This window comes from Providencia sp. PROV202, from assembly GCF_028479565.1.
In the GTDB taxonomy this organism is placed as follows: Bacteria; Pseudomonadota; Gammaproteobacteria; order Enterobacterales; family Enterobacteriaceae; genus Providencia; species Providencia zhijiangensis.
The window spans coordinates 1-21518 of sequence record NZ_JAMPNV010000004.1 but is presented as its reverse complement, the minus strand read 5'-3'; the positions used below and the strand labels follow the sequence as shown (position 1 = coordinate 21518).

Annotated in this window: 31 protein-coding genes, 1 tRNA gene and 1 pseudogene; 29 read left to right on the top strand and 4 right to left on the bottom strand. The window is 38.7% G+C overall.

Annotation, left to right across the window (positions count from 1 at the left end; genetic code table 11):
- The first annotated feature begins 25 nt into the window (after positions 1-25).
- Positions 26-199 carry a hypothetical protein gene (locus PR799_RS01535; RefSeq protein ID WP_006658135.1) on the top strand — a complete coding sequence of 58 codons (174 nt, stop codon included), beginning with the start codon at positions 26-28 and terminating at the stop codon, positions 197-199.
- Positions 200-468: 269 nt separating this feature from the next.
- Here PR799_RS01535 and PR799_RS01530 read toward each other — a convergent pair.
- Positions 469-543 (bottom strand) — tRNA-Gly (locus PR799_RS01530).
- An 85-nt stretch (positions 544-628) separates the two neighbouring features.
- Here PR799_RS01530 and PR799_RS01525 point away from each other — a divergent pair.
- From PR799_RS01525 to PR799_RS01480, 11 genes and pseudogenes are all read left to right on the top strand, one after another.
- Positions 629-1078, top strand: a complete 450-nt coding sequence (locus PR799_RS01525) for a hypothetical protein (protein ID WP_112837171.1) — start codon at positions 629-631, stop codon at positions 1076-1078.
- Positions 1075-1290, top strand: a complete 216-nt coding sequence (locus PR799_RS17645; RefSeq protein ID WP_036968324.1) for a DUF7740 domain-containing protein — start codon at positions 1075-1077, stop codon at positions 1288-1290. Before PR799_RS01525 ends, PR799_RS17645 begins: the two co-directional genes overlap by 4 nt.
- On the top strand, positions 1291-1749 hold the full coding sequence (locus tag PR799_RS01520) for a hypothetical protein (protein ID WP_117162469.1): 459 nt from the start codon (positions 1291-1293) through the stop codon (positions 1747-1749).
- Positions 1746-2030 (top strand): hypothetical protein, encoded by a 285-nt coding sequence (locus tag PR799_RS01515; protein ID WP_272521097.1) that lies wholly within the window; start codon positions 1746-1748, stop codon positions 2028-2030. The genes PR799_RS01520 and PR799_RS01515 overlap by 4 nt, the downstream gene beginning before the upstream one ends.
- A 3-nt stretch (positions 2031-2033) precedes the next feature.
- Positions 2034-2414 carry an antiterminator Q family protein gene (locus tag PR799_RS01510; RefSeq protein WP_036950157.1) on the top strand — a complete coding sequence of 127 codons (381 nt, stop codon included), beginning with the start codon at positions 2034-2036 and terminating at the stop codon, positions 2412-2414.
- A 222-nt stretch (positions 2415-2636) separates the two neighbouring features.
- The gene (locus PR799_RS01505) at positions 2637-3632 is read left to right on the top strand and encodes a YbgA family protein (protein ID WP_132495154.1); all 996 of its coding nucleotides are present in this window, start codon (positions 2637-2639) and stop codon (positions 3630-3632) included.
- Positions 3633-4149: 517 nt separating this feature from the next.
- Positions 4150-4362, top strand: coding sequence for a transcription antiterminator/RNA stability regulator CspE (gene cspE, locus PR799_RS01500; RefSeq protein ID WP_036952486.1), 213 nt, complete (start codon positions 4150-4152; stop codon positions 4360-4362).
- A gap of 12 nt (positions 4363-4374) precedes the next feature.
- A pseudogene (ymcF, locus tag PR799_RS01495) lies at positions 4375-4479 on the top strand (cold shock small protein YmcF); the annotation flags it as partial.
- Between the two features lie 1195 nt (positions 4480-5674).
- Positions 5675-5875: a phage holin family protein gene (locus PR799_RS01490; RefSeq protein ID WP_036952477.1), complete on the top strand. Its 201-nt coding sequence runs from the start codon at positions 5675-5677 to the stop codon at positions 5873-5875.
- A complete protein-coding gene (locus tag PR799_RS01485) occupies positions 5856-6428 on the top strand; it encodes a lysozyme (RefSeq protein ID WP_196712413.1) in 573 nt (190 codons plus the stop codon). Before PR799_RS01490 ends, PR799_RS01485 begins: the two co-directional genes overlap by 20 nt.
- A gap of 82 nt (positions 6429-6510) precedes the next feature.
- A complete protein-coding gene (locus tag PR799_RS01480) occupies positions 6511-6960 on the top strand; it encodes a lysis protein (protein ID WP_108479709.1) in 450 nt (149 codons plus the stop codon).
- Between the two features lie 902 nt (positions 6961-7862).
- Here the strand turns inward: PR799_RS01480 and PR799_RS01475 are convergent.
- Both PR799_RS01475 and PR799_RS01470 read right to left on the bottom strand, forming a co-directional pair.
- On the bottom strand, positions 7863-8096 hold the full coding sequence (locus PR799_RS01475; protein ID WP_132494933.1) for a DUF1161 domain-containing protein: 234 nt from the start codon (positions 8094-8096) through the stop codon (positions 7863-7865).
- A gap of 174 nt (positions 8097-8270) precedes the next feature.
- Positions 8271-8408 (bottom strand): entericidin A/B family lipoprotein, encoded by a 138-nt coding sequence (locus tag PR799_RS01470; RefSeq protein ID WP_272521096.1) that lies wholly within the window; start codon positions 8406-8408, stop codon positions 8271-8273.
- A 478-nt stretch (positions 8409-8886) separates the two neighbouring features.
- Between PR799_RS01470 and PR799_RS01465 the strand changes: the two genes are divergently transcribed.
- Positions 8887-9402 (top strand): lipocalin family protein, encoded by a 516-nt coding sequence (locus tag PR799_RS01465; RefSeq protein WP_272521095.1) that lies wholly within the window; start codon positions 8887-8889, stop codon positions 9400-9402.
- A gap of 113 nt (positions 9403-9515) precedes the next feature.
- On the opposite strand, the gene PR799_RS01460 is transcribed toward PR799_RS01465, so the two are convergent.
- Complete coding sequence (locus PR799_RS01460) at positions 9516-9884, bottom strand: VOC family protein (protein WP_272521094.1); 369 nt, start codon at positions 9882-9884, stop codon at positions 9516-9518.
- A gap of 406 nt (positions 9885-10290) precedes the next feature.
- Here PR799_RS01460 and PR799_RS01455 point away from each other — a divergent pair, with 406 nt between their 5' ends.
- The 16 genes from PR799_RS01455 (at position 10291) to PR799_RS01380 (ending at position 21424) form a co-directional block, all read left to right on the top strand.
- Positions 10291-10893 (top strand): hypothetical protein, encoded by a 603-nt coding sequence (locus PR799_RS01455; RefSeq protein ID WP_154609913.1) that lies wholly within the window; start codon positions 10291-10293, stop codon positions 10891-10893.
- Positions 10894-10895: 2 nt separating this feature from the next.
- Positions 10896-12383: a terminase gene (locus tag PR799_RS01450; RefSeq protein ID WP_272521093.1), complete on the top strand. Its 1488-nt coding sequence runs from the start codon at positions 10896-10898 to the stop codon at positions 12381-12383.
- Complete coding sequence (locus PR799_RS01445; protein ID WP_272521092.1) at positions 12383-13753, top strand: DUF4055 domain-containing protein; 1371 nt, start codon at positions 12383-12385, stop codon at positions 13751-13753. Before PR799_RS01450 ends, PR799_RS01445 begins: the two co-directional genes overlap by 1 nt.
- Entirely contained in the window at positions 13750-14871 is a 1122-nt protein-coding gene (locus PR799_RS01440; protein WP_272521091.1) for a phage minor head protein, read from the top strand. Before PR799_RS01445 ends, PR799_RS01440 begins: the two co-directional genes overlap by 4 nt.
- A gap of 111 nt (positions 14872-14982) precedes the next feature.
- Positions 14983-15759 (top strand): hypothetical protein, encoded by a 777-nt coding sequence (locus PR799_RS01435; RefSeq protein WP_036952450.1) that lies wholly within the window; start codon positions 14983-14985, stop codon positions 15757-15759.
- A gap of 13 nt (positions 15760-15772) precedes the next feature.
- Positions 15773-16738, top strand: coding sequence for a major capsid protein (locus tag PR799_RS01430; RefSeq protein ID WP_036952449.1), 966 nt, complete (start codon positions 15773-15775; stop codon positions 16736-16738).
- A gap of 83 nt (positions 16739-16821) precedes the next feature.
- Positions 16822-17304 carry a DnaT-like ssDNA-binding protein gene (locus PR799_RS01425; RefSeq protein WP_272521090.1) on the top strand — a complete coding sequence of 161 codons (483 nt, stop codon included), beginning with the start codon at positions 16822-16824 and terminating at the stop codon, positions 17302-17304.
- Positions 17305-17306: 2 nt separating this feature from the next.
- The gene (locus PR799_RS01420) at positions 17307-17657 is read left to right on the top strand and encodes a hypothetical protein (RefSeq protein WP_006659251.1); all 351 of its coding nucleotides are present in this window, start codon (positions 17307-17309) and stop codon (positions 17655-17657) included.
- Position 17658: 1 nt separating this feature from the next.
- On the top strand, positions 17659-18237 hold the full coding sequence (locus PR799_RS01415; protein ID WP_006659250.1) for a hypothetical protein: 579 nt from the start codon (positions 17659-17661) through the stop codon (positions 18235-18237).
- Positions 18238-18639, top strand: coding sequence for a phage tail terminator-like protein (locus PR799_RS01410; RefSeq protein WP_272521089.1), 402 nt, complete (start codon positions 18238-18240; stop codon positions 18637-18639).
- Positions 18640-18675: 36 nt separating this feature from the next.
- Positions 18676-19341, top strand: coding sequence for a phage tail tube protein (locus PR799_RS01405; protein ID WP_272521088.1), 666 nt, complete (start codon positions 18676-18678; stop codon positions 19339-19341).
- A gap of 34 nt (positions 19342-19375) precedes the next feature.
- Positions 19376-19678 (top strand): phage tail assembly chaperone, encoded by a 303-nt coding sequence (locus tag PR799_RS01400; protein WP_211888111.1) that lies wholly within the window; start codon positions 19376-19378, stop codon positions 19676-19678.
- Between the two features lie 17 nt (positions 19679-19695).
- Positions 19696-19980 carry a DUF1799 domain-containing protein gene (locus PR799_RS01395; protein ID WP_272521087.1) on the top strand — a complete coding sequence of 95 codons (285 nt, stop codon included), beginning with the start codon at positions 19696-19698 and terminating at the stop codon, positions 19978-19980.
- Positions 19981-20267: 287 nt separating this feature from the next.
- Positions 20268-20447: a hypothetical protein gene (locus tag PR799_RS01390; RefSeq protein WP_272521086.1), complete on the top strand. Its 180-nt coding sequence runs from the start codon at positions 20268-20270 to the stop codon at positions 20445-20447.
- Between the two features lie 12 nt (positions 20448-20459).
- On the top strand, positions 20460-20945 hold the full coding sequence (locus tag PR799_RS01385; RefSeq protein ID WP_272521211.1) for a type II toxin-antitoxin system death-on-curing family toxin: 486 nt from the start codon (positions 20460-20462) through the stop codon (positions 20943-20945).
- Between the two features lie 83 nt (positions 20946-21028).
- Positions 21029-21424 carry a hypothetical protein gene (locus PR799_RS01380; RefSeq protein ID WP_272521085.1) on the top strand — a complete coding sequence of 132 codons (396 nt, stop codon included), beginning with the start codon at positions 21029-21031 and terminating at the stop codon, positions 21422-21424.
- The last annotated feature ends 94 nt before the right edge of the window (positions 21425-21518 follow it).

The window sequence follows — 21518 nt, the reverse complement described above, 5'->3', positions numbered from 1 at the left end:
ACATGGAATCATAAGGGGTTTTAAGATGAATGATGAAGCGGTATACAACATTACCGGTACATGGAATGGAAAGCCATTTGAAAAGCTAATGTTAGCGGAGTGTGCGTTGGATGCTGAGGCAACGATTGTCTTTTGGGCTAATTTAGGTAACGCTAGCCTTGATGACTTGAATGTTGAATATCACAGTGCTGTCGGCTAAGAGATTACAAAATGAGTATTTTATTTCATAAAGACCATAAGCTAGATGAAAAAAACAATTGTTATATCAATAGTAAGTTACTGTCATTAAAGAAAGGACATAAGCTCAATGGGATGAACTACTTAAATATTCAAAGTAAATTGAATAAAAAATTATTGAGATGCTTCCCTCGTGGAACAGCTTATATCAAGGTTTGGCAAAATGAGTTGATAGCTAAACTTAGCAATGGAGTTGAGAGTTAGTTGGGATAAAGTGGCTGATAAGACGATTGGAGCGGCCAGTGGGAATCGAACCCACATCATCAGCTTGGAAGGCTGAGGTAATAGCCATTATACGATGGCCGCTAGGTAAAAACAGATTAATTAACGAGTTAACGTTATTAGGCTACGCCTCAAAACTAATTTTCGCAAGGGTAAAATAGGAGGCTAATTGACAGATGATATCTGTCTCCACAAATCTAATCTCAAAGGCATTTTCAAAACCCTCTCAGAAGTAACAGAAACCGGTAAGCGATACCGAATCAGAATCACCGAATGGCGTGACCTCAGAACAATACCAATGAACAGAACATGGCGCATGTGGATAGAAACCACAGGCGATTGGCTACGTGCGCGTGGTGTTGTCATTGATATTAAAAATGGGGCAGGTGAAGTCGTTCTATCAAAGCCAATCACTAATGAAGAAACTCATGAATATTTTGTCGGTCACTGGTTAGGTCGTGATGAAAACGGAGAGCGTGAGAAAACCCGCAAGATGGATAAAGCACGGATGCTTCTAATGATGGAGAAGCATGAACAATGGTGTATTGAGAAAGGCATCCCAATCATCATTCCCAATAACTCGGAGTATATGAAACTTAAGGAGCAACAAGAGAGATGAGAAATGAGGCTGAAGTGTTTATGAGCGCACTTACTACCCTTAAATTATGCTGGGCTATTCATAAATCAAATGATGCGGTCAGGAAGTGTGCGGGAGTGTTAAAGCGCAAATTTATATTACCGCATGCAGTAGATGCTATGAGGACGATAGAACTAAGCGAAAGCCCTATGGTTGTGATTGTAGTCGCTGAGTGGGGTATTCAGGAGAAATAAATGGCATTAAAACGCGACAAGCACGATATTCTGTTTTCGCAGTTGGTCCGGGAAAGAGCAAATTATGAATGCGACTACTGCGGAAGACAATTTAGACACGAACCTTCAAAACTCCACTGTTCACATTTCAAATCACGACGACACAAATCAACCCGATACCATCCCTTTAATGCTTTCGCTCACTGCGTAGGTTGCCATCGAAAACTCGGCGAAGACCCACACGAATTCAATGCTCACGCTGTTATCACTTACAGCGAAATGACGATTGACCGCGTAGCTCGTTTAGCAGGTACTTCAGTGAAGTTGAAACCGTGGCAAATGGATGAGTTGTATCAGCACATGAAGATTGAGCTTAAAAGAATTCAGGCGCTACGGGCTAGCGGTGTAATAGGTCGAATTGAGTTCACGTTACCTGATTGGTACCAGCAAGGGATCACTTATCAGATGGGGGATTTATGAAAGCTGAAATCACGACTATTCCAGAGTTGCTTATTAAGACATATGGAAATATGGCAGAGGTTTCTCGGTACCTAGGATGCTATCGCGCGACAGTAAAAAAATATTCTACCGATGTTAAGGCTGAAAATCATGCTGTGATAAATGGGCGATTAATGACTATGTACAAGACAAGAGAAAGAGGCACCTCAAATCTCGCCAAAGAATCAGATAGTGCCATTTCTATAGCTAAATGTATTAACGCTGAATCCGACGGCAAAAGCTCGCAAATTCATACGAGGTAACGGATGCGTAATATTCAACAAGTACTAGAAATGTGGGGCGCATGGGCTGCGGATAACATCGAGTCAGTTCAATGGTATTCGACAGCGGCAGGATTTAGCCGCTTAATACCTAGTAAGGTGAAATCTCGACCTCAATGTTGTGAAGATGACGCCATGATTATCTCTAGCTGTATGGCTCAATTAAGTATAAAGAATAGAGAGATGCATGACCTGCTACTGGATTATTATTTATTTGGGAAAACATTCATGCAGCTAGCTAGAGAACATAAATGCTCAGATACCCATATAGGGAAAAAACTTCAAAAAGCGGAGGGGGTCATTGACGGAATGTTGATGATGTTAGACATAAAATTAGAACTAGATAGGTATGTAGAGAAGATTTAATAAAATACTTTACGATCGTAAAATAGCTGATATTGTGATAAGAATGACTACAACGTCAGCAGCTTATGAGCCTCACTTCAGTGGGGCTTTTTTGTTTGTTTTATTAGAGTGTGGAGTAGTGATTTATAAAGCTAGTAAATAAAGTGCAATGTTACTAATATGAATTCAATTATTACTATAAATCAATTTCGTATATAAGTGATTTCATATAAGGTGGCAATGATGGTTAATCTTCTTACCTCTAGTGATATGAGCAATACATCAGATAAAAAAATCACTGTAGGTATTAGCTCATGCTTATTGGGTGATAGCGTTAGATTTGATGGTGGTCATAAGCGCTTTCACTTTGCTGTAGATGAGTTATCAGATTATTTCGAATACCAACAAGCATGCCCGGAAATGGCGATTGGTTTACCAACACCTAGACCTGCATTGAGGCTAGTTAAATCTGACGAAAATAGCGTTAGACTCAAATTCAGCGATGGTCGTGAAGGCGATTTAACTGAAGAGATGCTTCAGTTTTCGACCACTTATTTGAGTGGGCTTTTAAATTTAAGTGGTTATATTGTATGTAAAAACTCACCTAGCTGTGGCTTGGAAAGGGTTCGAGTATATGATTCAGTTGGCAATGGTAATAAAAAGTCTGGAATTGGGCTTTTTACTGAACAATTACTCAAAGTAATGCCTTGGTTGCCTGTTGAGGAAGATGGCAGGTTAAGCGATCCTCATATTCGAGAAAATTTTATTATACGGGTATTTGCTCTTCATGAGCTAAATGAACTAAAGAAAAACTCCTTCAATCGGCACTCATTAATCGACTTTCATACTCGATATAAGCTCCTTTTATTGGCGCATTCACAGCCTCTTTATCGAGAACTTGGTCGTTTTGTTGCTAGTAACAATGAATGGGATTCAATCGATTCTTATTTTGATGAGTATCGAAATAAGTTTATGAATTTATTACAACACCAAGCGACTAGGCGCAATCACACTAATGTGCTTATGCATATCCAAGGTTACTTTAAACGTTATCTGACATCAAACCAAAGGCAAGCATTGAGTAAGTTAATCCTCGAATACCGCCAAGGAACACAGCCTTTATTGGCTCCATTAACATTAATTACGCACTATTTATCTGAGTACCCCGATAACTATTTGAATAATCAAAAATATTTCCATCCTTATCCTCAGTCATTAAGACTGCGATATGGGTTATGATATTAAAAATAATTCTCAGAATTTCAAAGTTATTCATATGATTGGTTCTTCCAGTCATATGAATATTGAACATAAAAGCTATGTTAGCGTATAACTGTCGGGATGAACGAAATCATTCATATTTACATAAGTCACCTAGCGAGGATTTTTCATATGTAACCTCAGTTAATCAAATCAATACTATTGCTAAAATAATTGGATTGATAATAAGTTGGCTATCAATATGATTTGTTTGGAAAAGTTATTGATGATGAATATGTGGTGTCTTAAGCAAAATCAACGCTTTTATGGTGAGAGTGAAAATTAAATTTGCTATCCCAGTGTTTGTATGGCTTAATCAAGTCATCGGTTTGGAAGTACAGGCCTATTTATGCTAGTCAGTTTAAAGTTGTTCACCATTTAGCGTTATCTAAGATATCCCTTCATTGCGAATTCCTTATAATTAATTCCCATAAGTAAAAATAAAAATCAAACCTCATCTATGCCTTATGGCAATCAAAAAATTAAAGGAAATTCTATGTCTAATACAATGACAGGTTTAGTAAAGTGGTTTAACGAATCTAAAGGTTTTGGTTTCATCTCTCCTGAAGATGGGAGCAAAGATGTATTTGTTCACTTCTCCGCGATTCAAAGCGATGATTTCAAAACATTATATGATGGACAAAAAGTCAGCTTTTCGGTAGAAAATGGCGCAAAAGGTCCAGCGGCTGCTAATGTGGTGGCACTTTAAGACAACATTAATATGAGATGCCCTTGTTGTAAGGGATCTCAATATAGACGCTATCACTTTGATGTATCAAAAAGCAATCCATATGGCGCTAAATGTATTTTTTGTAAATCTAATATGAAGCCAGCTTAAATAACATATAGATTATAAAACCCCGCAAAAGTGGGGTTTTTTGTTTTATATATCATTACAATCCCCCCAGTGAGAGAGTTCTGTGTTACAATAGCCATGTAATCATACCTCATTGCTATAAAAGCAAATCTTGCAGTTGCGAGTTTTTATTTTAAAAATAGATGCGGTATCCAAAGGATTTATTTCCTAAGGGATCACCTATGAACTTACCTACCTTTTATCAACGAATTTTATCACTAACGCAAAATGCTCTAACTATTTTAGGATTGCTTTTAGCCTCGTTTGCATTGGTCTACTGGATGTAAAATCATTCCGCCATTAACTCAACTGGAAGAGTATTTAGTATTAGCAAAACTAAGAGTCGGGGTTCGATACCTCGATGGCGGTCCATAAGTTATAAATCTTTTGTACAATGTAAATACGGAGATGTATGAACTATTACATTCAGACGACGATGGGACCAAAAGGTAATTACAAAATACACAAAGTTGGCTGTAAACAAATGCCGATGACTTCAAATCGTTTCTACCTAGGTAATCTATTTAATGCTATACATGCAATAGCTGCGGCTAAAGCTTCAGGATATAGCCTTATTAAAATATGCGCATGTTGTACCAGTAGGAGTGCGAGGTAATACGTTGAAAATACCTTGTCTAGTGCGGTTTTTTGTTTGAGCTAGTCGTTCTAAGCCAAAGTTAATGAATCATAATTGCACTGTTTAGATTTAAGTCTGTTTTGGTGTACTAAATACGCGGCTACCTCGATATTTTAATCAACCTAAATCATTTGATGAATAGTTATTGTTCGCGGCGATCTCTATTCAAGATGTAAGCTAAATTAATCTTTATGTATAATAGCGTACTCGCATATACATGAATGAGGTATTTATGTTTTTTGGTATATTTATTGTCCTCGCGGGCATAATAACATTACTCGAAAATTATGGCGTCATCTCAGGAGATGTGAAGTGGGGATTACCTCTCGCCATTATTATTTATGGGTTAAGTGTTGTTTACGATGCTATAACAGGTAAGAAAAAAAATTAATTATCTAGAATTTACTAAGGTCACTTCGGTGACCTTTTTTATTGCCTAAATTTCAACTGACTTTATTAACATCTTCTAGTTTTTATAGCTGGTGGCTTTCTATTAACCAAATCTTGGACCACTCCGTTGGGGGTGATATGCGTATGAACGAAAAATACTCTAGCCCCTTTTCTTATGCTCTTGGAGTTATCACTACTACAGCTGGGGCGTTATCACTAGACCAGTGGGCTGTGCTCATCGGGATTATCTGTACTGTCGCTACCTTCTTGGTGAATTGGTACTACAAACGGAAAGAATTCAAATTAAGAGAGGCTAACAGTGGCAAAGATACCAAATAAAATAAAAATAGCCGCTGTGACAGGTGGGCTGATGGCATTAACTGTTGTAATGGTGACTAATTTTGAGGGATATGAGCCCAAACCCTACCGTGATGTAGGTGGTGTTCTTACGGTGTGTTATGGGCATACAGGTTCTGACATTATTCCGACGAAAATCTATACAAAAGTCGAGTGTGACGAGTTACTGGAAAAAGACTTAGCAATCGTCGCTAAAGCAGTAAACCCCTTAATTAAAATCAATATTCCTGATTACACCAGGGCGGCACTTTATTCATTTACTTATAACGTGGGAATAGGTGCTTTCTCGCGCTCAACATTACTTAAAAAACTTAATGCTGGTGACCAAGCTGGCGCATGTAATGAACTAAAACGCTGGATATATGCAGGGGGGAAGGCGTGGAAAGGGCTAATGACGAGACGAGAGGTAGAAAAAACCGTGTGTCTTGGCGAGTTTGCTTATGCTTATCCTACTTTATTATCTGTCTACCCATCTACTTGGCAATTGGCGTATACGCACTTCGAGACGACACTTGTGGTGGCACTGACAAGGTAAGTTTAGAGAAGCGTTGCCAAAAAGCTATCGAGCATTACAAAGGTCGGCAAGTTAGTTTTTAAACGTCTTTATGGTAATCGCCATGAATAAAGTCAGCGTATTGTTATTTATTGTCGCATTGATAGCGATATGGGGAATGTGGAAACAACACGAGAGGATAGGTGAGTTAAATACCAAAAATGCCGGACTACTCGTTGAGTTGACAGAGCAGGTCAAAATTAATGAGGATTACCAAGAACGTGTCCAATCTCTCCATAAACTCGATACTAAACATATTCAGGAACTAGCCAATGCAAAAATTGAAATTGATGAGTTGCGTATTGCTGCTGAGCGTAATCCTGAGCGGGTGTACATCCGAGCCAGCTGCCAGAAAGTCGAAACCAATTCCACCTCCGGCGTGGATGATGGAACAACCGCCAGACCTACTGACTCCGCTATCGGAAATTATTGGCTACTCAGGCAGCGAATCGCAGAATCCAAGAATATGATACTTGGTTTGCAAGATTACATTAGAGCGGAGTGTTTACGTTAATACCAATCAGTAAATGCCCTTGCAAAAAAAATTAAATTTATGAAAGTCAGAGTGCTTAACAGGTAGATAGAGAATTTTAAAAAAAGTGTCGTTAAATTTGGTTGTTTTTTATCTTTAACAATAATCAATAGGATGCAGGCAAGAGTAGGGATAAATATTAGTAAGAGAGTAACGGGGTTATTATACATATATATATATTGATACAGTTCTCTTATGTAATGAAAGTTTAATCCAATAGTATAAGTATATTTTCAATAGGAAAGCAATACGGAAAATTGAACAATAAAGAAATGCCCCAGATATCGAGGCTAAATGAGAATAACTACTTATGAATAAGCGTCACTATACGTTAATCGTGAATGGGGGCAACCTTAAAAAGGTAGTAATCTCAATAAGATATTACAAAACGGAGCCTCGAGAAATGGCGATTTTTTTTGCAAAAAAGTAATCCGGAAAATTAAACAACAACAAACATAGAAATAAAGCAATTTTTAATTGAAAAGTGCTATGTTGATTCCGTAAATAAGTGAATAAGACTGTTCCTAAAAAATTAAAAACTCCCCTTCAGTTAAAGGGGAGTTTTTAAGATTAACTCATAATTATTGTAGGGCTAGTCATCCTTGACCAGCGAGAAAATAGTATCACTATTTATTTTCTAATCCAAATGGGATTATCACTCAACTTAGTAAGTTTGTATTAACATAGTAGAAAATTAAGCCATTATATGAATTTGTACACGAAGAAGAACAACAGCTTTATACAATTGAATTGACATTATTAGTGAAGGTGACGAAATTATATATGTAGGCTTGATCGCTCATTCAAGCTCTGAATAACATGGCGTTCTACAACTAGAATAAAAAGCGAGAGGGCTTCATTTAGAGCCCTCTGCATAGCATGAGTTATTTTTTTGTATAAATAATTTTCTGTGTTTCATTAGAGCAGTTACCTACAACAGTACCTTGTTGTGAGGCTGCTTCTTCATTTGAAACGACGGTAATGGTAAAGCTCTCTTCAGGCACGCCATTGTTAATAATTTTTTGCGTAATTTCTTCAACAACGCTTTCGCATGACGCACTCGCAATGGCTGGAATAAATAATGTCATTAATGTAGCAATAATTATTCTTCTTTTCATATGTAATATCTCTTATAAGTTAGAATCAGTTAATGAAAATTCACCCTAAAAATTATAATGATGAATCTGACGTCAAACATTCAATTTCATCAATTAATACGGGCTATGCTATTTCTTAAATATTATGGCTCAAGAGGATGTATTTATATCTAAGCTTTTAGGATTGGGCAAAGTTTAATTATACTCAGCAGCTCTTTGTATGGCTTCTCCACTGGCTTCTATATCTTTACCTACGCCTTTTGTCGTATTACAGGCAGTCAAGCTCGTAATAATAGCTAATGAGCATATGAGTAAACTGAATTTTTTAATCATACTTCCTTCCTTACATTGTGTGAGGTTACAGACTGCCAAAGTTCATTTTTCATTATAGCAGAATAATTTAATTGTTAATTGAATCGATATGGAACGTGAAAGCTGATTACTAGCAATAGCATTAGCTAAATACTTTAGTGAAACATGATATCTGACAAATTAAAAAGAGCTGCTATATTTTAGATGATACTATGCATTTTGATAATAAAATAACCTTAGCAGCAAGGAGTAAACTCTATGATATTCAAAGAGTTATTTATCCATATGCTTCATGTATTTCAATACCTGTTAGTCGGTATTCTTTTAATATTATCATCAATCGGTTTACCACACTGGCTAGTGTAATCCAAGTTAGTGCGACAATGACTTTATCTAAATACGAGGGTTCTATAGTCACGAAATACTAAATCACTATAGTCGCTCTGTGCTCTTTTTTATGCGAAAGTATCTTCATAGATCAATTTTATGTGAGGTTGCAATGCAGATAAAGTCAGTTTTTATGTTTGTAAGTATGCTGTTACTTAATGGGTGTAGTGTGAAAGTACCACATGACATAACACCAGTTAAACATTTTGAACTATCCCATTATCTTGGCGAATGGTATGAAGTTGCTAGAATAGATAATCGATTTGAAAAGGGACTAAGTAAAGTTTCTGCAAACTATTCTCTACGCAATGATGGTGGTGTAAAGGTAGTCAACAGAGGATGGGATTCACAAGGGAAAAAATGGAAAGAGAGTATAGGAAAGGCTTATTTTGTTGAATCTTCGGATATAGGTGCCTTGAAAGTGTCGTTTTTCGGTCCTTTTTACGGCGGTTATAACATTATTAAGCTTGATGACGACTACCAGTATTCACTAGTTGTGGGCCCTAATAAAGATTACTTATGGGTGTTATCGCGTACACCAACTATGCCGCCAGAACTTTTAGATGAATACCTTAGCTTTGCTAGCGCTAATGGTTTTGATAGACAAAGAGTATTGATATTTCAATAGAATCAAAAGTGGATTATTTATAGCGACATTAATTTATTGAAAAGTAAAATGTAATTACTGCAAGAGACAACCCGCCTTGTGCGGGTTTTTTATTACCTAATTAACTATGATTTTTATATTTTGAAGTGCTCATATGTTGTTATTTCATACTTATTTTCGTATGGGTCGGTGAAATAGATGGATATAGACACATCATGGTCAACGATAGAAAATTGAATGTTGTTGATTCTCAGGTGTTCTATGAATTCCATCAGTGTAGTCTTATCTGTACCAAAAGCGATTGTGTTACCGATGCTTTGTGATGTCCTTTTAAATAAGGAAAGGTGGACATCATTATTGTTTATGGCTAATGGACCACCCTGATCAAACCAAAACTTGTATTTGGGTGTAACGGTAAAGAATAAAATATCTTTATACCATTTTACGGCTTCATTGAGGTCATCGACATATACATGCACATGGTCTATTGAAGTTAGTTTCATTTGACTCTCCTTTAAATATTTAAAATAACATACCTTCAATGTAAATATTTTCGCTAAAAATGGTTTTAATTTGTTATGAGAAACTCTTTAAGAAATGTTAATAGTTAAAGCATAAGTGTTTTCTTGCTGAAGGTTTTAGATTTTTGGTGAAACCAATCGACAGAAGAATTGCTGGCTAAGATGTAAAGATAAGAGTTTGTAGATAAAAAACCCCTTATTGCAATGAACACAATAAGGGGGATTGCAGCAATACTAAATATTGCATTTAGCAATGAAATTAACAATGAAAAACTAAAATACAACAATTTAATTGTTATTATTCTGATTTAAATCAAATTAAAGATTTTTGTGAAAGATGCAGATCTTGTTTTTGTATTGGCTTTTTGATTTATCATGAGGGTGAATAATGTTCAAAAGACCAGATTGGGAGGCTATTGAGTCTGCTTACCGAGCTGGCGTAATGTCTATAAGAGAAATAGCCTCTCAATATGAGATAACCCATCAAGCGATAAGTAAACGCGCAAAGAAAGAAGGATGGGAACGAGATTTAAAAGCAAAGGTTAAGGCTAGAGCTGAAAACTTGGTTGCCAAAAGAGAGGTTGCCACTCTGGTTGCCGCTGAGAAGGCTATTTCTGAGCGGCAACTTATCGAAGCTAATGCTGAAGTCATTGCCAATGTTCGTATGGAACATAGGGGTGATATTCGTAGGGCTAGGGAGTTAACCAACAGTTTATTTGATGAGCTATCTGCTGAATGTACGGATGTACCTGCTTTAAGGAAGCTAGGTGAATTAATGTTTGAGCCTGATAGCAATGGGCGAGACAAACTCAATGAACTCTACAATTCAATCATCTCTCTCCCCGAACGTGTTAAATCTGCTAAAGCATTAAGCGAGACACTTAAAAACCTAATTGGACTTGAGCGCCAGGCATACGGGCTGGATGACGCGCAGCAGAATAAAGTATCCGACACTATATCGTCACTGATGGACGACCTATCGAAGGAATAAGTATGAAGCCAGAATATCTTGCATTATTAAGAGATAAGCTCTGGCGATTGAATCACTTGTACTGGATCACTAACAAAGAAGGTAAGCCAGTTCGATTTAAAATGACGCCTGAGCAGCTTGAATACTTTGAAGGGATGCATACGCGAAACATTATACTAAAGGCTCGTCAGCTTGGTTTTACGACTGAGGTTTGCATTATCCAATTAGATGCGGCGCTATTTGAAGCTGCTAAATGTGCGTTGATAGCTCATACACTGAACGATGCCAAACGGTTATTCAGAGAAAAAATAAAGTATGCCTACGAAAAGCTACCCGAAGAAATTAAAGCTGCAAATCCGGCGAGTAATGATGCTGCTGGTGAATTGGTTTTTAGTAAAGGAGGGTCACTTTATATCAGCACGTCATTTCGTGGTGGCACTCTTCGATACTTGCATGTATCTGAGTTCGGAAAGATATGTGCAAAGTACCCTGAAAAAGCTCGTGAGATAGTTACTGGTGCGTTTGAAGCTGTATCAAGTGACTGTTTTACAACAATTGAAAGCACTGCTGAGGGGCGGGCGGGCTATTTTTATGATTATTGTCAGTCGGCCGAGAAAGCGCAAATTCAGTGTAAAACGCTATCTAACTTAGATTGGAAATTCTTTTTCTTTTCATGGTGGAAGAATCCTGAGTATGCGATTGATCCTGTTGAGCAATTGCCACAGCGATTAATTGATTACTTTGATGAGATATCCCGCAAGCATGGCATTCACCTAGATGAGCATCAGAAAGCGTGGTACTACGCAAAAGAAAAAACACTTGGCGATGATATGAAGCGGGAATATCCGTCAATACCCTCAGAGGCATTCCAGCAATCGGTTGAAGGTGCTTACTATGCTAAGCAGTTCCGCTTTCTGTACGAAAATAAGCGCATTGGCTCACTCCCTGATAATTCACATTTACCCGTTCATACGTATTGGGATATTGGCGTTGGTGACTCAACCTCAATTTGGTTTATTCGTGAAGTAGGTGATGAATTCCATGTGATAGACCATTACTCAAACAGTGGTGAAGGTCTAAGACATTATATGAAAGTGCTGAAAGATAAAGGCTACACATACGCGAGTCATAATGGACCACATGATATTGATAACCGTGAATTTGGTTCAGATGCGAAATCGCGTAGAGAACTAGCTCGTGAAGGGTATGAAATTGACGGGCAAATTTACTCGATTCAATTTGACGTAGTGCCAAAGCTTTCTATTGATGAAGGTATTGAGGCTGTACGTGAAATTCTTCCTCTGTGTGTCTTTGACGAACATAAATGTGGTGAAGGCATTGCTCATCTCGAAGCATACCGAAAAGAGTGGGATGACAAACGAGGTTGCTGGAAAGATAAACCACTTCATGATTACACATCACATGATGCTGATGGGTTTAGATATTTTGCTGTAAGTAGACGGAACGTTAAACGACCAGCATTCGAAATTAACTTAGGAACAACCTTCTGATGAGTATAAATAATGTTGATTTTACTCGACCGGAGTATAAAACGGCTGCTCCTCAGTGGGAGTTAGTTCGCGCTGTTTGTCGAGGTGGCGAGGAAGTAAAGAGTTATCTTCCTGAATTGGAAGAAAAGGAAAGTGAGCGTAAGAAAAAGCGCAATAAAGACTATCAAGACCGTGCGGTGTTTTACCCAATAACAGGTAACACTCGTAACGGTATGATAGGGATGGCATTCAAGAAAGATCCATTGATTGCTGTTGCTGAAAAGCTGTCTTGTTTAAAAGATGATGCAGATGGTGCAGGTTCAAGCATTTACCAATTAGCTCAATCCTCTCTTGAATCGGTATTGGAAGTGGGACGACATGGGCTATATGTTGATTACAACAGCGACTCTAAGCTCCCGTACATATTTCAATATCGTGCTGAAGATATTATTAACTGGCGGACTGATCGTATTAATGGCAGGACGATGCTAACGCTGGTGGTATTGCGAGAGACTGTTGAAGAGGCGGACGGTTTTGGATTTAAAGATGCCATTCAATACCGCGTGTTAGTGATAGAAGATGGCAAGTTTATCTGTAGAGTATATCGCAAGCCAGCTGGCAGCAGTGTGTATCAAATCCACTCTGAATATATTCCAGAGCGTGCAGGTAGTGGTGCTTGGGATGAAATTCCATTTACGTTTATGGGTGCTCAAAACAATGACCATACGATAGATGAGGCGCCATTGTTAGGTTTGGCAAAAATTAATCTAGGGCATTATCGAAATTCTGCTGATTATGAAGATTCAGTATTTTTCTGTGGGCAAGTTCAGCCATATCTAGGCGGGTTAGATATAGAGTGGCGAGATCACTTAGAAAAAACAGGCATCATGGTTGGGTCTCGTTCACCTTTAATGCTGCCAGTGAAAGGGTTCTTTGGTTACGAGCAAGCTCAGCCAAATATGTTGGCTAAAGAAGCTATGGACAGTAAGCGTGATTATATGGTGGCACTGGGCGCTCAATTGGTTTCCGCTGACAGTAAAGTCAAAACGGTTATTCAGTCTGTTGGTGAGCAAAACGCCCAAACTTCTATCCTTAGTATTTGTTGTTCGAATGTCTCAGATGCGTTTAGCAAAGCGTTAATGTGGTGCGCTGAATACTTAGGTTTAGATACTAAAGACACTTCTTTTGAAATTAACAAAGATCTCGTTAATCACATTGCTGACAGTTCGATGATCCGCGAAATTGTTGCTGCATGGCAATCTGGTGCAACGCGTAAATCTGACTTGGTGAGAAGTTTACAGAAATATGATGTTATCGACCCCGCTGATGATGTTGATATGGTGGTCGATGAGCTTAACAACCAAGAGCCGACAATGGTAGGTGAAACATGAAGTCAGTGAATGAGCGATTAAGGGATGAATTGATTGCTCATGCTTTGTTTTCTGGTCGTTATTCTACGGGTGTTGCAAAGCGCATGATAAATGTACTCAATGAGTTTGACGCTGAATTAGCAGCTTCGCTTATTGTTGCCTTAGATGATGCCACTATTGACGTTAATAGCTTTACTGTAAGGAGATTAGAGTCATTACTGTTGAGTGTGAAAGTTATTAATAAACGTGCGATTGACAGTGCGTTTACGTTGCTAACAGCAGAAATGAGAGAACATGCATTGTATGAAGCGGGTTATTATTCTTCATTATTCGATTCTGTATTACCTGATGCTGTTCTACGTCAATATCCGCTTATGAGTATTACAGAGGAGATGTTGTTTTCCTCAGCAATGTCTCGTCCATTTCAAGGGAAATTACTGTCTGAGTGGGCTGCTGGATTAGAATCTGACCGCATGACACGCATAAACAATGCTGTTCGCAATGGTTATTTAAATGGCGATAGTGCGCTAGAGATTGGGCGTAAAATCAGAGGTCATGCAAATCAAGGCTATAAAGATGGTGCCTTACAACTTAGTAGAGCTAACGTAACAACGATAGCGAAGACGGCAATCAGTCACTTACAAGCGACAGCAAGAGAACAATTTGCTGAAGCTAATAAAGATATCCTTGACTGCAAACAGTGGCTATCCACTCTCGATAATAAAACCTCCCATGATTGCATTGCCCGGGATAGGCTGAAGTATACTCTGGAAGGTAAACCAATAGGCCACAAAATCCCCTATCTACAAGGTCCCGGTAAAATCCATTTTAATTGTCGCTCAACGGAAACTTTCGTCACTAAGTCATGGCGTGAATTAGGTATTGATGTGAATGAGATGGACGCAGGAACGAGAGCATCAATGGATGGGCAAGTTCCAGCAGAGACCAATTTTCTTGATTGGGTACAGCGACAACCAGAATGGCGACAACGGCAAGTGTTCGGTGAAACACGATTTAGATTAATGAAGGAGGGCGGTATGCATCCTTCTGAATTTTATACAGATAAGGGAGAATTTATTTCGTTAGAACAACTCAAAAAGCTAGACGAAAAAGCATTTAAAGATGCAGGTTATAGCTAATCAATTAACGATTTAACAAGGTCACTTCGGTGACCTTTTTTATTGCCTAAATTCAGCCAAGGGCTGGTTTACTTTAACGCGCTAGGCGCAATGAATCCCAAGGGGAACAACATGTTATTTATGAATATCGAACGCAAATATTACTCACAGGCTGATGATGGAGCTGGTGGTGGAAGCGGTGGAACTGCACCTGTAATCACACCGGAAATTCAAGCCATTATCGATAAAGCAGTCGGTGAGCAAGTAGCTGGGTTGAAGGCTAAACGTGATGAGTTATTGGGTAAGCTCAAAGAGCAAAACGATAATCTCAAGCGTTTTGATGGTATTGATCCCGATGCTGTACGTGGAATTCTCAAACGTTTTGAAAATGATGAAGAAGCCAAGTTAATCGCTGACGGCAAAATTGATGAAGTCATTAATAAACGTACTGAGCGTTTACGCAATGACGTTGATAAACAACTGAAAGAAGCCAATAGCCGAGTGGAAAGGGCTGAGGCTTTTGCTAATAAATTTCGCCAACGTGTATTGGGAGATGAAGTGCGCTCTGCTGCTGGTAAAGCCGGCGCATTAGCTAGCGCACAAGAAGACTTAATTTTACGTGCCAAAGGCATTTTCCAAATCAACGATGAAGGTCAGGCCGTAGCCGTTGATGATGATGGTAATCCAATTATGGGGAAAGATGGTCGAACACCGTTATCACCTGTTGAATGGGTCGAATCATTAAAAGAAAGCGCGCCTCATTTGTTCCCTGCTGCTTCAGGGACGGATGCAGGAAAACATAAACAAGGTGGTGCACACCTTAAACGTTCTCAAATGTCTGCGAGTGAGAAAGCTGATTATATTCGCCGATATGGACGTGACACATTTTTAAAACTACCTAAAGAGTAAAGGAAGATAAGTAATGGCTACGACGACTAATAGCGATTTAGTAATTTACAACGACTTGGCGCAAACAGCGTTTTTAGAGCGTCGCCAAGATAATTTAGCAGTATTTAATCAGGCATCGAATGGTGCCATTGTGCTTGATAACATTTTTATTGAAGGTGATTTCCGTAAACGTGCTTTCTATCAAATTGGTGGATCGATTGAGCATCGTGATGTTGATTCAACAGGAACAGTAGAGAGTAAAAAAATTGGTGCGGGCGAATCTGTTGAAGTGAAAGCTCCATGGAAATATGGTCCATATGCAACAACGGAAGAGGCATTTAAACGTCGAGGACGAGATGTATCTGAATTTTCTGAGCTAGTTGGTATTGATGCTGCTGATGCATCTCTAGAAGGTTACATTAAATATTCCTTAGCCGCATTGGGGGCAGCTATCGGCAGTAATGCTGATATGGTCGTGACAGCAGACATTGCTACAGATGGGAAAAAAACACTCACCAAGGGGCTGCGTCGATATGGGGACAAGTTTAACCGTGTAAATCTTTTCGTCATGCACTCTACTACGTATTTCGATATTGTTGACCAAGCGATTGATAACAAAGTATACGAAGAGGCTGGTGTGGTTATCTATGGTGGGCAGCCGGGAACGTTAGGTAAACCCGTCTTGGTAACAGACAGTGCGCCAGTTGATGCTATTTTTGGTCTTGTTCCTGGAGCTGTGACTATCATCGAGTCACAAGAACCAACCTTCCGCTCATTTGAGATCAATGATAAGGAAAACTTAGAAATTGGGTATCGTGGTGAAGGCGTTGTTAACGTCGGTGTGCTTGGGTATAGCTGGGATGAATCAAAAGGTAAAAACCCAGATCTAACCAAGTTAGGTACTGCGGGTAACTGGAAAAAACATTTTACGAGCAACAAACTGACAGCAGGTGTGATGATTAAATTAACTGCTCAGGGCAAAAATGCAGTAAAGCAATAGAGCCAGAAGTAGCTAAAAGGAAAAAAACTACTGATGGCAAGTGAAGATAGGGGCGTAATGCCCCTTTTTATTTTGAGGTGGTCATGATTGATGCCGATAAAAACTCACCTACGTTTAATAGTTATGCTGGCATTGAAGATTTAAAAGCATATGCGAAAGTCAGGAATTTAACCCTATCAGACAGGAAATCACTCGAATCATTACTCATCGTTGCTATGGACTTCTTAGAATCCCAAAAATGGAAGGGTAAGCGTTCCGACAGTATGCAACCTTTATCTTTTCCTCGTACTGGATTGTTTCGTGATGGGGTTGAAATTGCTAGTGATGCGATTCCTCATCAGGTTATACAGGCTCAGTGTCGCCTTGCACTTGAAGCACAAGAGAATGAATTGCAGCCAACATTAGGTGCAGAAATAATTTCTGAACGTATTGAGGGAGCAATTGATTTGAAGTATGCAGAAGGCACCAATACTGGTGCACCTAATTTCGCTTGGCTGAAAGGTTTGCTATGCGGCTTGATGGATAGCTCAGAAGGCTTGGCGATTAACACATTTGCAGTGAGGTAGTGATGAATATTTATCAGCGAGGTTGTCACACAGCATTACGAATACTGAAAAAGTACGGTGCTTCATATCAAGTGAAACGCGCTGGCAAGCATTGGGTTGATGATAATGGTGTTGAGCATCATGAGCCTGAGTCTCTATTTTCAATTATTGGTGTAAAGGTTTTGTACAAACCATATGAAATTGATGGAACTCTAATTCTCTCTACGGATATTAAAATGGTTCTTTCTCCAGAGGTTGATATTCGAAAAGGGGATTCTGTTCTTGTTGATGGTATCTGGCTTCGCGTGCATGAGCCTAACCCCGTGAAACCTGCTGATATTGTTATTTGCTACAAACCTCAGCTGAGGGCTTGATATGACTGATTCATTCATGAGGTCCGTTAATTTGTTTGTAGAGAAATCTCAAGCAAATATGGAAACGGTAGTAAGTAAAACGGGATTCAAGATTCTCGCACAGTTAGTTGAAATGTCTCCGGTTGGTAATCCTGAACTATGGGAAGTTAATCAGACGGCTGTTAATTATAATCAAGCTGTGTTTGAGCACAATGAAGCACTGAGAAAAGACCCTAATAATCTGACACCGAAAAGGGGTTTGTTAAAAAAACGAGTTCGCGTTAATGACTCTATGGATATCAAGGCACCTCCGGGGTATACAGGAGGGCGATTCCGTGGGAATTGGCAAGTCACTTTTGATTCACCTGCTGATGGTGAAACTGGGCGAGTTGATAAATCAGGCAATATGACTAAGGCGGTTGGTAATTATGTGCTTGAGCAGTTCAAAGTGGGTATGAATGCTATCTATTTTACTAACAATGTTCCTTATGCCTACAGGTTGGAAATGGGGCACTCAAGACAAGCTCCTAATGGCATGATTGCAATTACCGCTGAAAACGTAGGTAAGTTCTTTAGAGACGCTATCGCAGAGATGAAGTAAATGAAACAATCTGAAATCAATCAGTCTATTCGTGCGCTGGTGGCAAAAATTGCTAAGCAAGAAGGGGTGAAGGTGGCTTGGTCAAATATTGAGTTTGACGATATTAGCACTCCATATTTGCAATTACATATAATGCCAGCCATAACCGAAAATCTAGGTCTAGCGTTAGATATGCCAGTTCAAAAAGGTGTTATTCAACTTAATGTTGTTGAAAAGATTGGTAATGGTGATTCGGCGGTTATTAGCTTGGTTGATGCCGTCAAAGAGCAGCTCGAAAATGGTCTAACACTCACGGAGTCACTGTATCTCGACGGTGAACCAAATCAGCTACCGCCTCTTACTAGTGATATCAACTACATCATTCCAGTACGTACATCCTATCGATGTTATTCAATCCGATAAACGACCGCCTAAATGGCGGTTTTTTTATGCATAAAAATGAGGTTCATAATGGCTTATAACATTCCTAATGGCTCACGTGTTTATGTTGCGAGTAAATACGGAAAAGATGTTGAGTTTACGGCGGCAAGTAATGCCACTGAAGCTGTACTTTCTGTCGCAGCATCAAGTGGCATTAAAGCCGGAGATGTTGTTCTCATCACATCTGGGTGGAAACAAATGTCTGGTGTCTTTCGTGTGAAATCAGCAGAAAACACAAGTATCACGCTTGATGGTGTTGATACGACAGATACAGAACGTTTTCCGATTGGCGGCGGCAAAGGAACGCTAAAATCAGTTCAAGAATGGGAAGTAATGCCCCAAGTCATGACCTTATCAACAGAAGGTGGTGAGCAGCAAACACAAGAAATTCAATTCTTAGAAGATGAGCAAGCAGAAACAGTTGATACCTATAAATCGGGTATTGTGCAGGTTTATACATTTGCTCATGATGCGAAATTACCTATTCGAGGGTTATTAATGTCCTTGGATGATACAAAGCAGTTAACAGCGATTCGTTTTTATAATAAACGGGCTGGTGAAGACCGTTACTACTCAGCTAGTGTGTCATTCCAACGCGTTCCTAATACTGCAATTAACGAGGTTGAAAACGTATCTGCACGTTTCTCTCTTAAATCAGATATGCAAATTTACACTACCGCATAATAACAGCCCCTTTGGGGGCTTTTAAGGAAAACTAATGGCGAAATTCACTCTGAATCCCAATCCAATATTTAAGGCTGATGTAAAAATCCGTGTGGCTGGCAAAAGTGAGCCGGAGGTTGTGACATTTACGTTCAATCATTTACCAATGAGTAAATTGGAAGAATTGAAAAATGAGTCAGTAAACAAATTCTTTGCTCAAATTATTGCTGATTGGGCAATTGAAGAGCCTTATAACGAAGATAATTTGAAGTTGTTATTTGACAACTATCCATCAGCCGCAGGGGCTATTACAACAACGTATTACAATGAATTGTTAGGTAATCGTGAAAAAAACTAATATCGGTCGCTGAAGCAATGTATAGGGGAATGACAAAGCAAGAGGCTAAAAATTTTGAGCGAGCTTTTGGCTTTCCTCCTGATCTTGATGATGTTGAAGTTGTTCCTGATGTCTGGGAGTCATATCTGGTATTTTCTGCGATGAGTACACAGTGGAGAGTTGGTATGAATGGTGCTACGGGACTTGACTATAGCGTTATTCCCAATGTTTTAGAGCTACTTAACATCAAAAATAAAGCGACCGTGTTTGATGATTTAAGGATTATGGAGATCAAAGCCCTAGAGCTGATGAATAAAAGATAGGAGGAGCTTGCATATGATACAAATGGTTATTTTTTCGCGTGAATAATTGCCCAAGTTAAAACAAATCAATGCGAGGTAGTGAAGTAGTACTATAAAAACACTATTGTTAAGGTATTAATGTGACAAAACCACTTATAGCCACTTATGTATGCTTATAAAGGTATTTATGATTAACCTCTGGGGTTGTTATTACTTGTCAAAGCTTCTATTATGTGCAGAGCATACAGTGTAAATACGACGTATGTACAAGACACATAATTTTTTAAGCAACAATATGAGAGGGTTATATGGGGCATGCACTTCAAAAGCCTAGCCGCTTAAGTATACCTGCTCGTGATAAAAGTAAAATTGCAGCACCAAGAGCTGCTATTAGCGAGCAATGTTCTCACGATAATCAAGTCAAAAATGCATTTGACTTCGGTTTCGCTCGTTACGAAAAAGCCATGGAAAAATTAGCTAAGGTATAGTGAGTGTTGAATATCACAGGGGAGTTTGTTGAAGGGATTAACTATCTATCTACTGATGATCTAATAAACATCAATAGAAAATTGATAGAGCTACAAACTCCCAATGAGCCAATAGAGGTATTGAATTTCAACAATCTTAGCTCTTCTCAATCAAGACCAAGCCAAGTCAAATACTATGAACAAACAGACGATATGTTTGTTCTTGCCTCAGTGTTAATTGAAAGCCTGATTCAAAATCATCCTTTTGCCAATGCAAATAAACGAACTGCCATGATGGCGGGCTATATTTTTTTATTGCTTAATGGCTATGAGTTAACGGCTCCTGAAGATGATATGGTAGACATAGCTAGCGGCTTGGCAACCAAAGAATATTCTCTTGAAGATTTAGAAAATTGGTTGTGTTTTTGGTCTAGACCTTTTGATTCTAGGCAGTTATGTCACGAGAGAGTAGAAATTGAGACCAGTTCAATTTCTATTATCAAAATAAAAATAGACTAACCCACTCCGGTGGGTTTTTTATTGCCTGAACTCTGCATTGAGGGTACATTTCAATCATTTGATTTAACGAGTGGTAATTTGGCGTGCATGCTAAAATTTTGCGAGTTTTGTGCATTTTGCTGTTGGTATTATTAGCTTTTATTGTAGGGCTCTCAGTTAGTACTACTAAAAAACCGACAATTATTGACGGAGCTAAGCAAGTTGTGATTGATTTTATGCATCAGCCACAAGCTGCTGATATGAGAAATGTTAATTTTTACCCAGCAGGTGCAAGTATGAGTCGCAAGGTCGTTGGTGACGTTTGCGGAGAAGTATTTACATTTAAAGATGAATTACCTTATAAGTATAAGAGATTTATTGTTGTGGTCTCCTCTAGCAATGATGGTGAGCGCATGTTTTCAAACCCATTATTTGATTTTGAAGGTGAATCTATATCTGAAGAAGATTTCCAGAAGATATGGTATGAGAAATGTAAATAATTGATGAAACCTGCTCCGGCAGGTTTTTTGTTGGTTGAAGTTTGTGTAATTGAACTGGCATCCTTAACCGATACCAGTTCATTGTGTTATATTT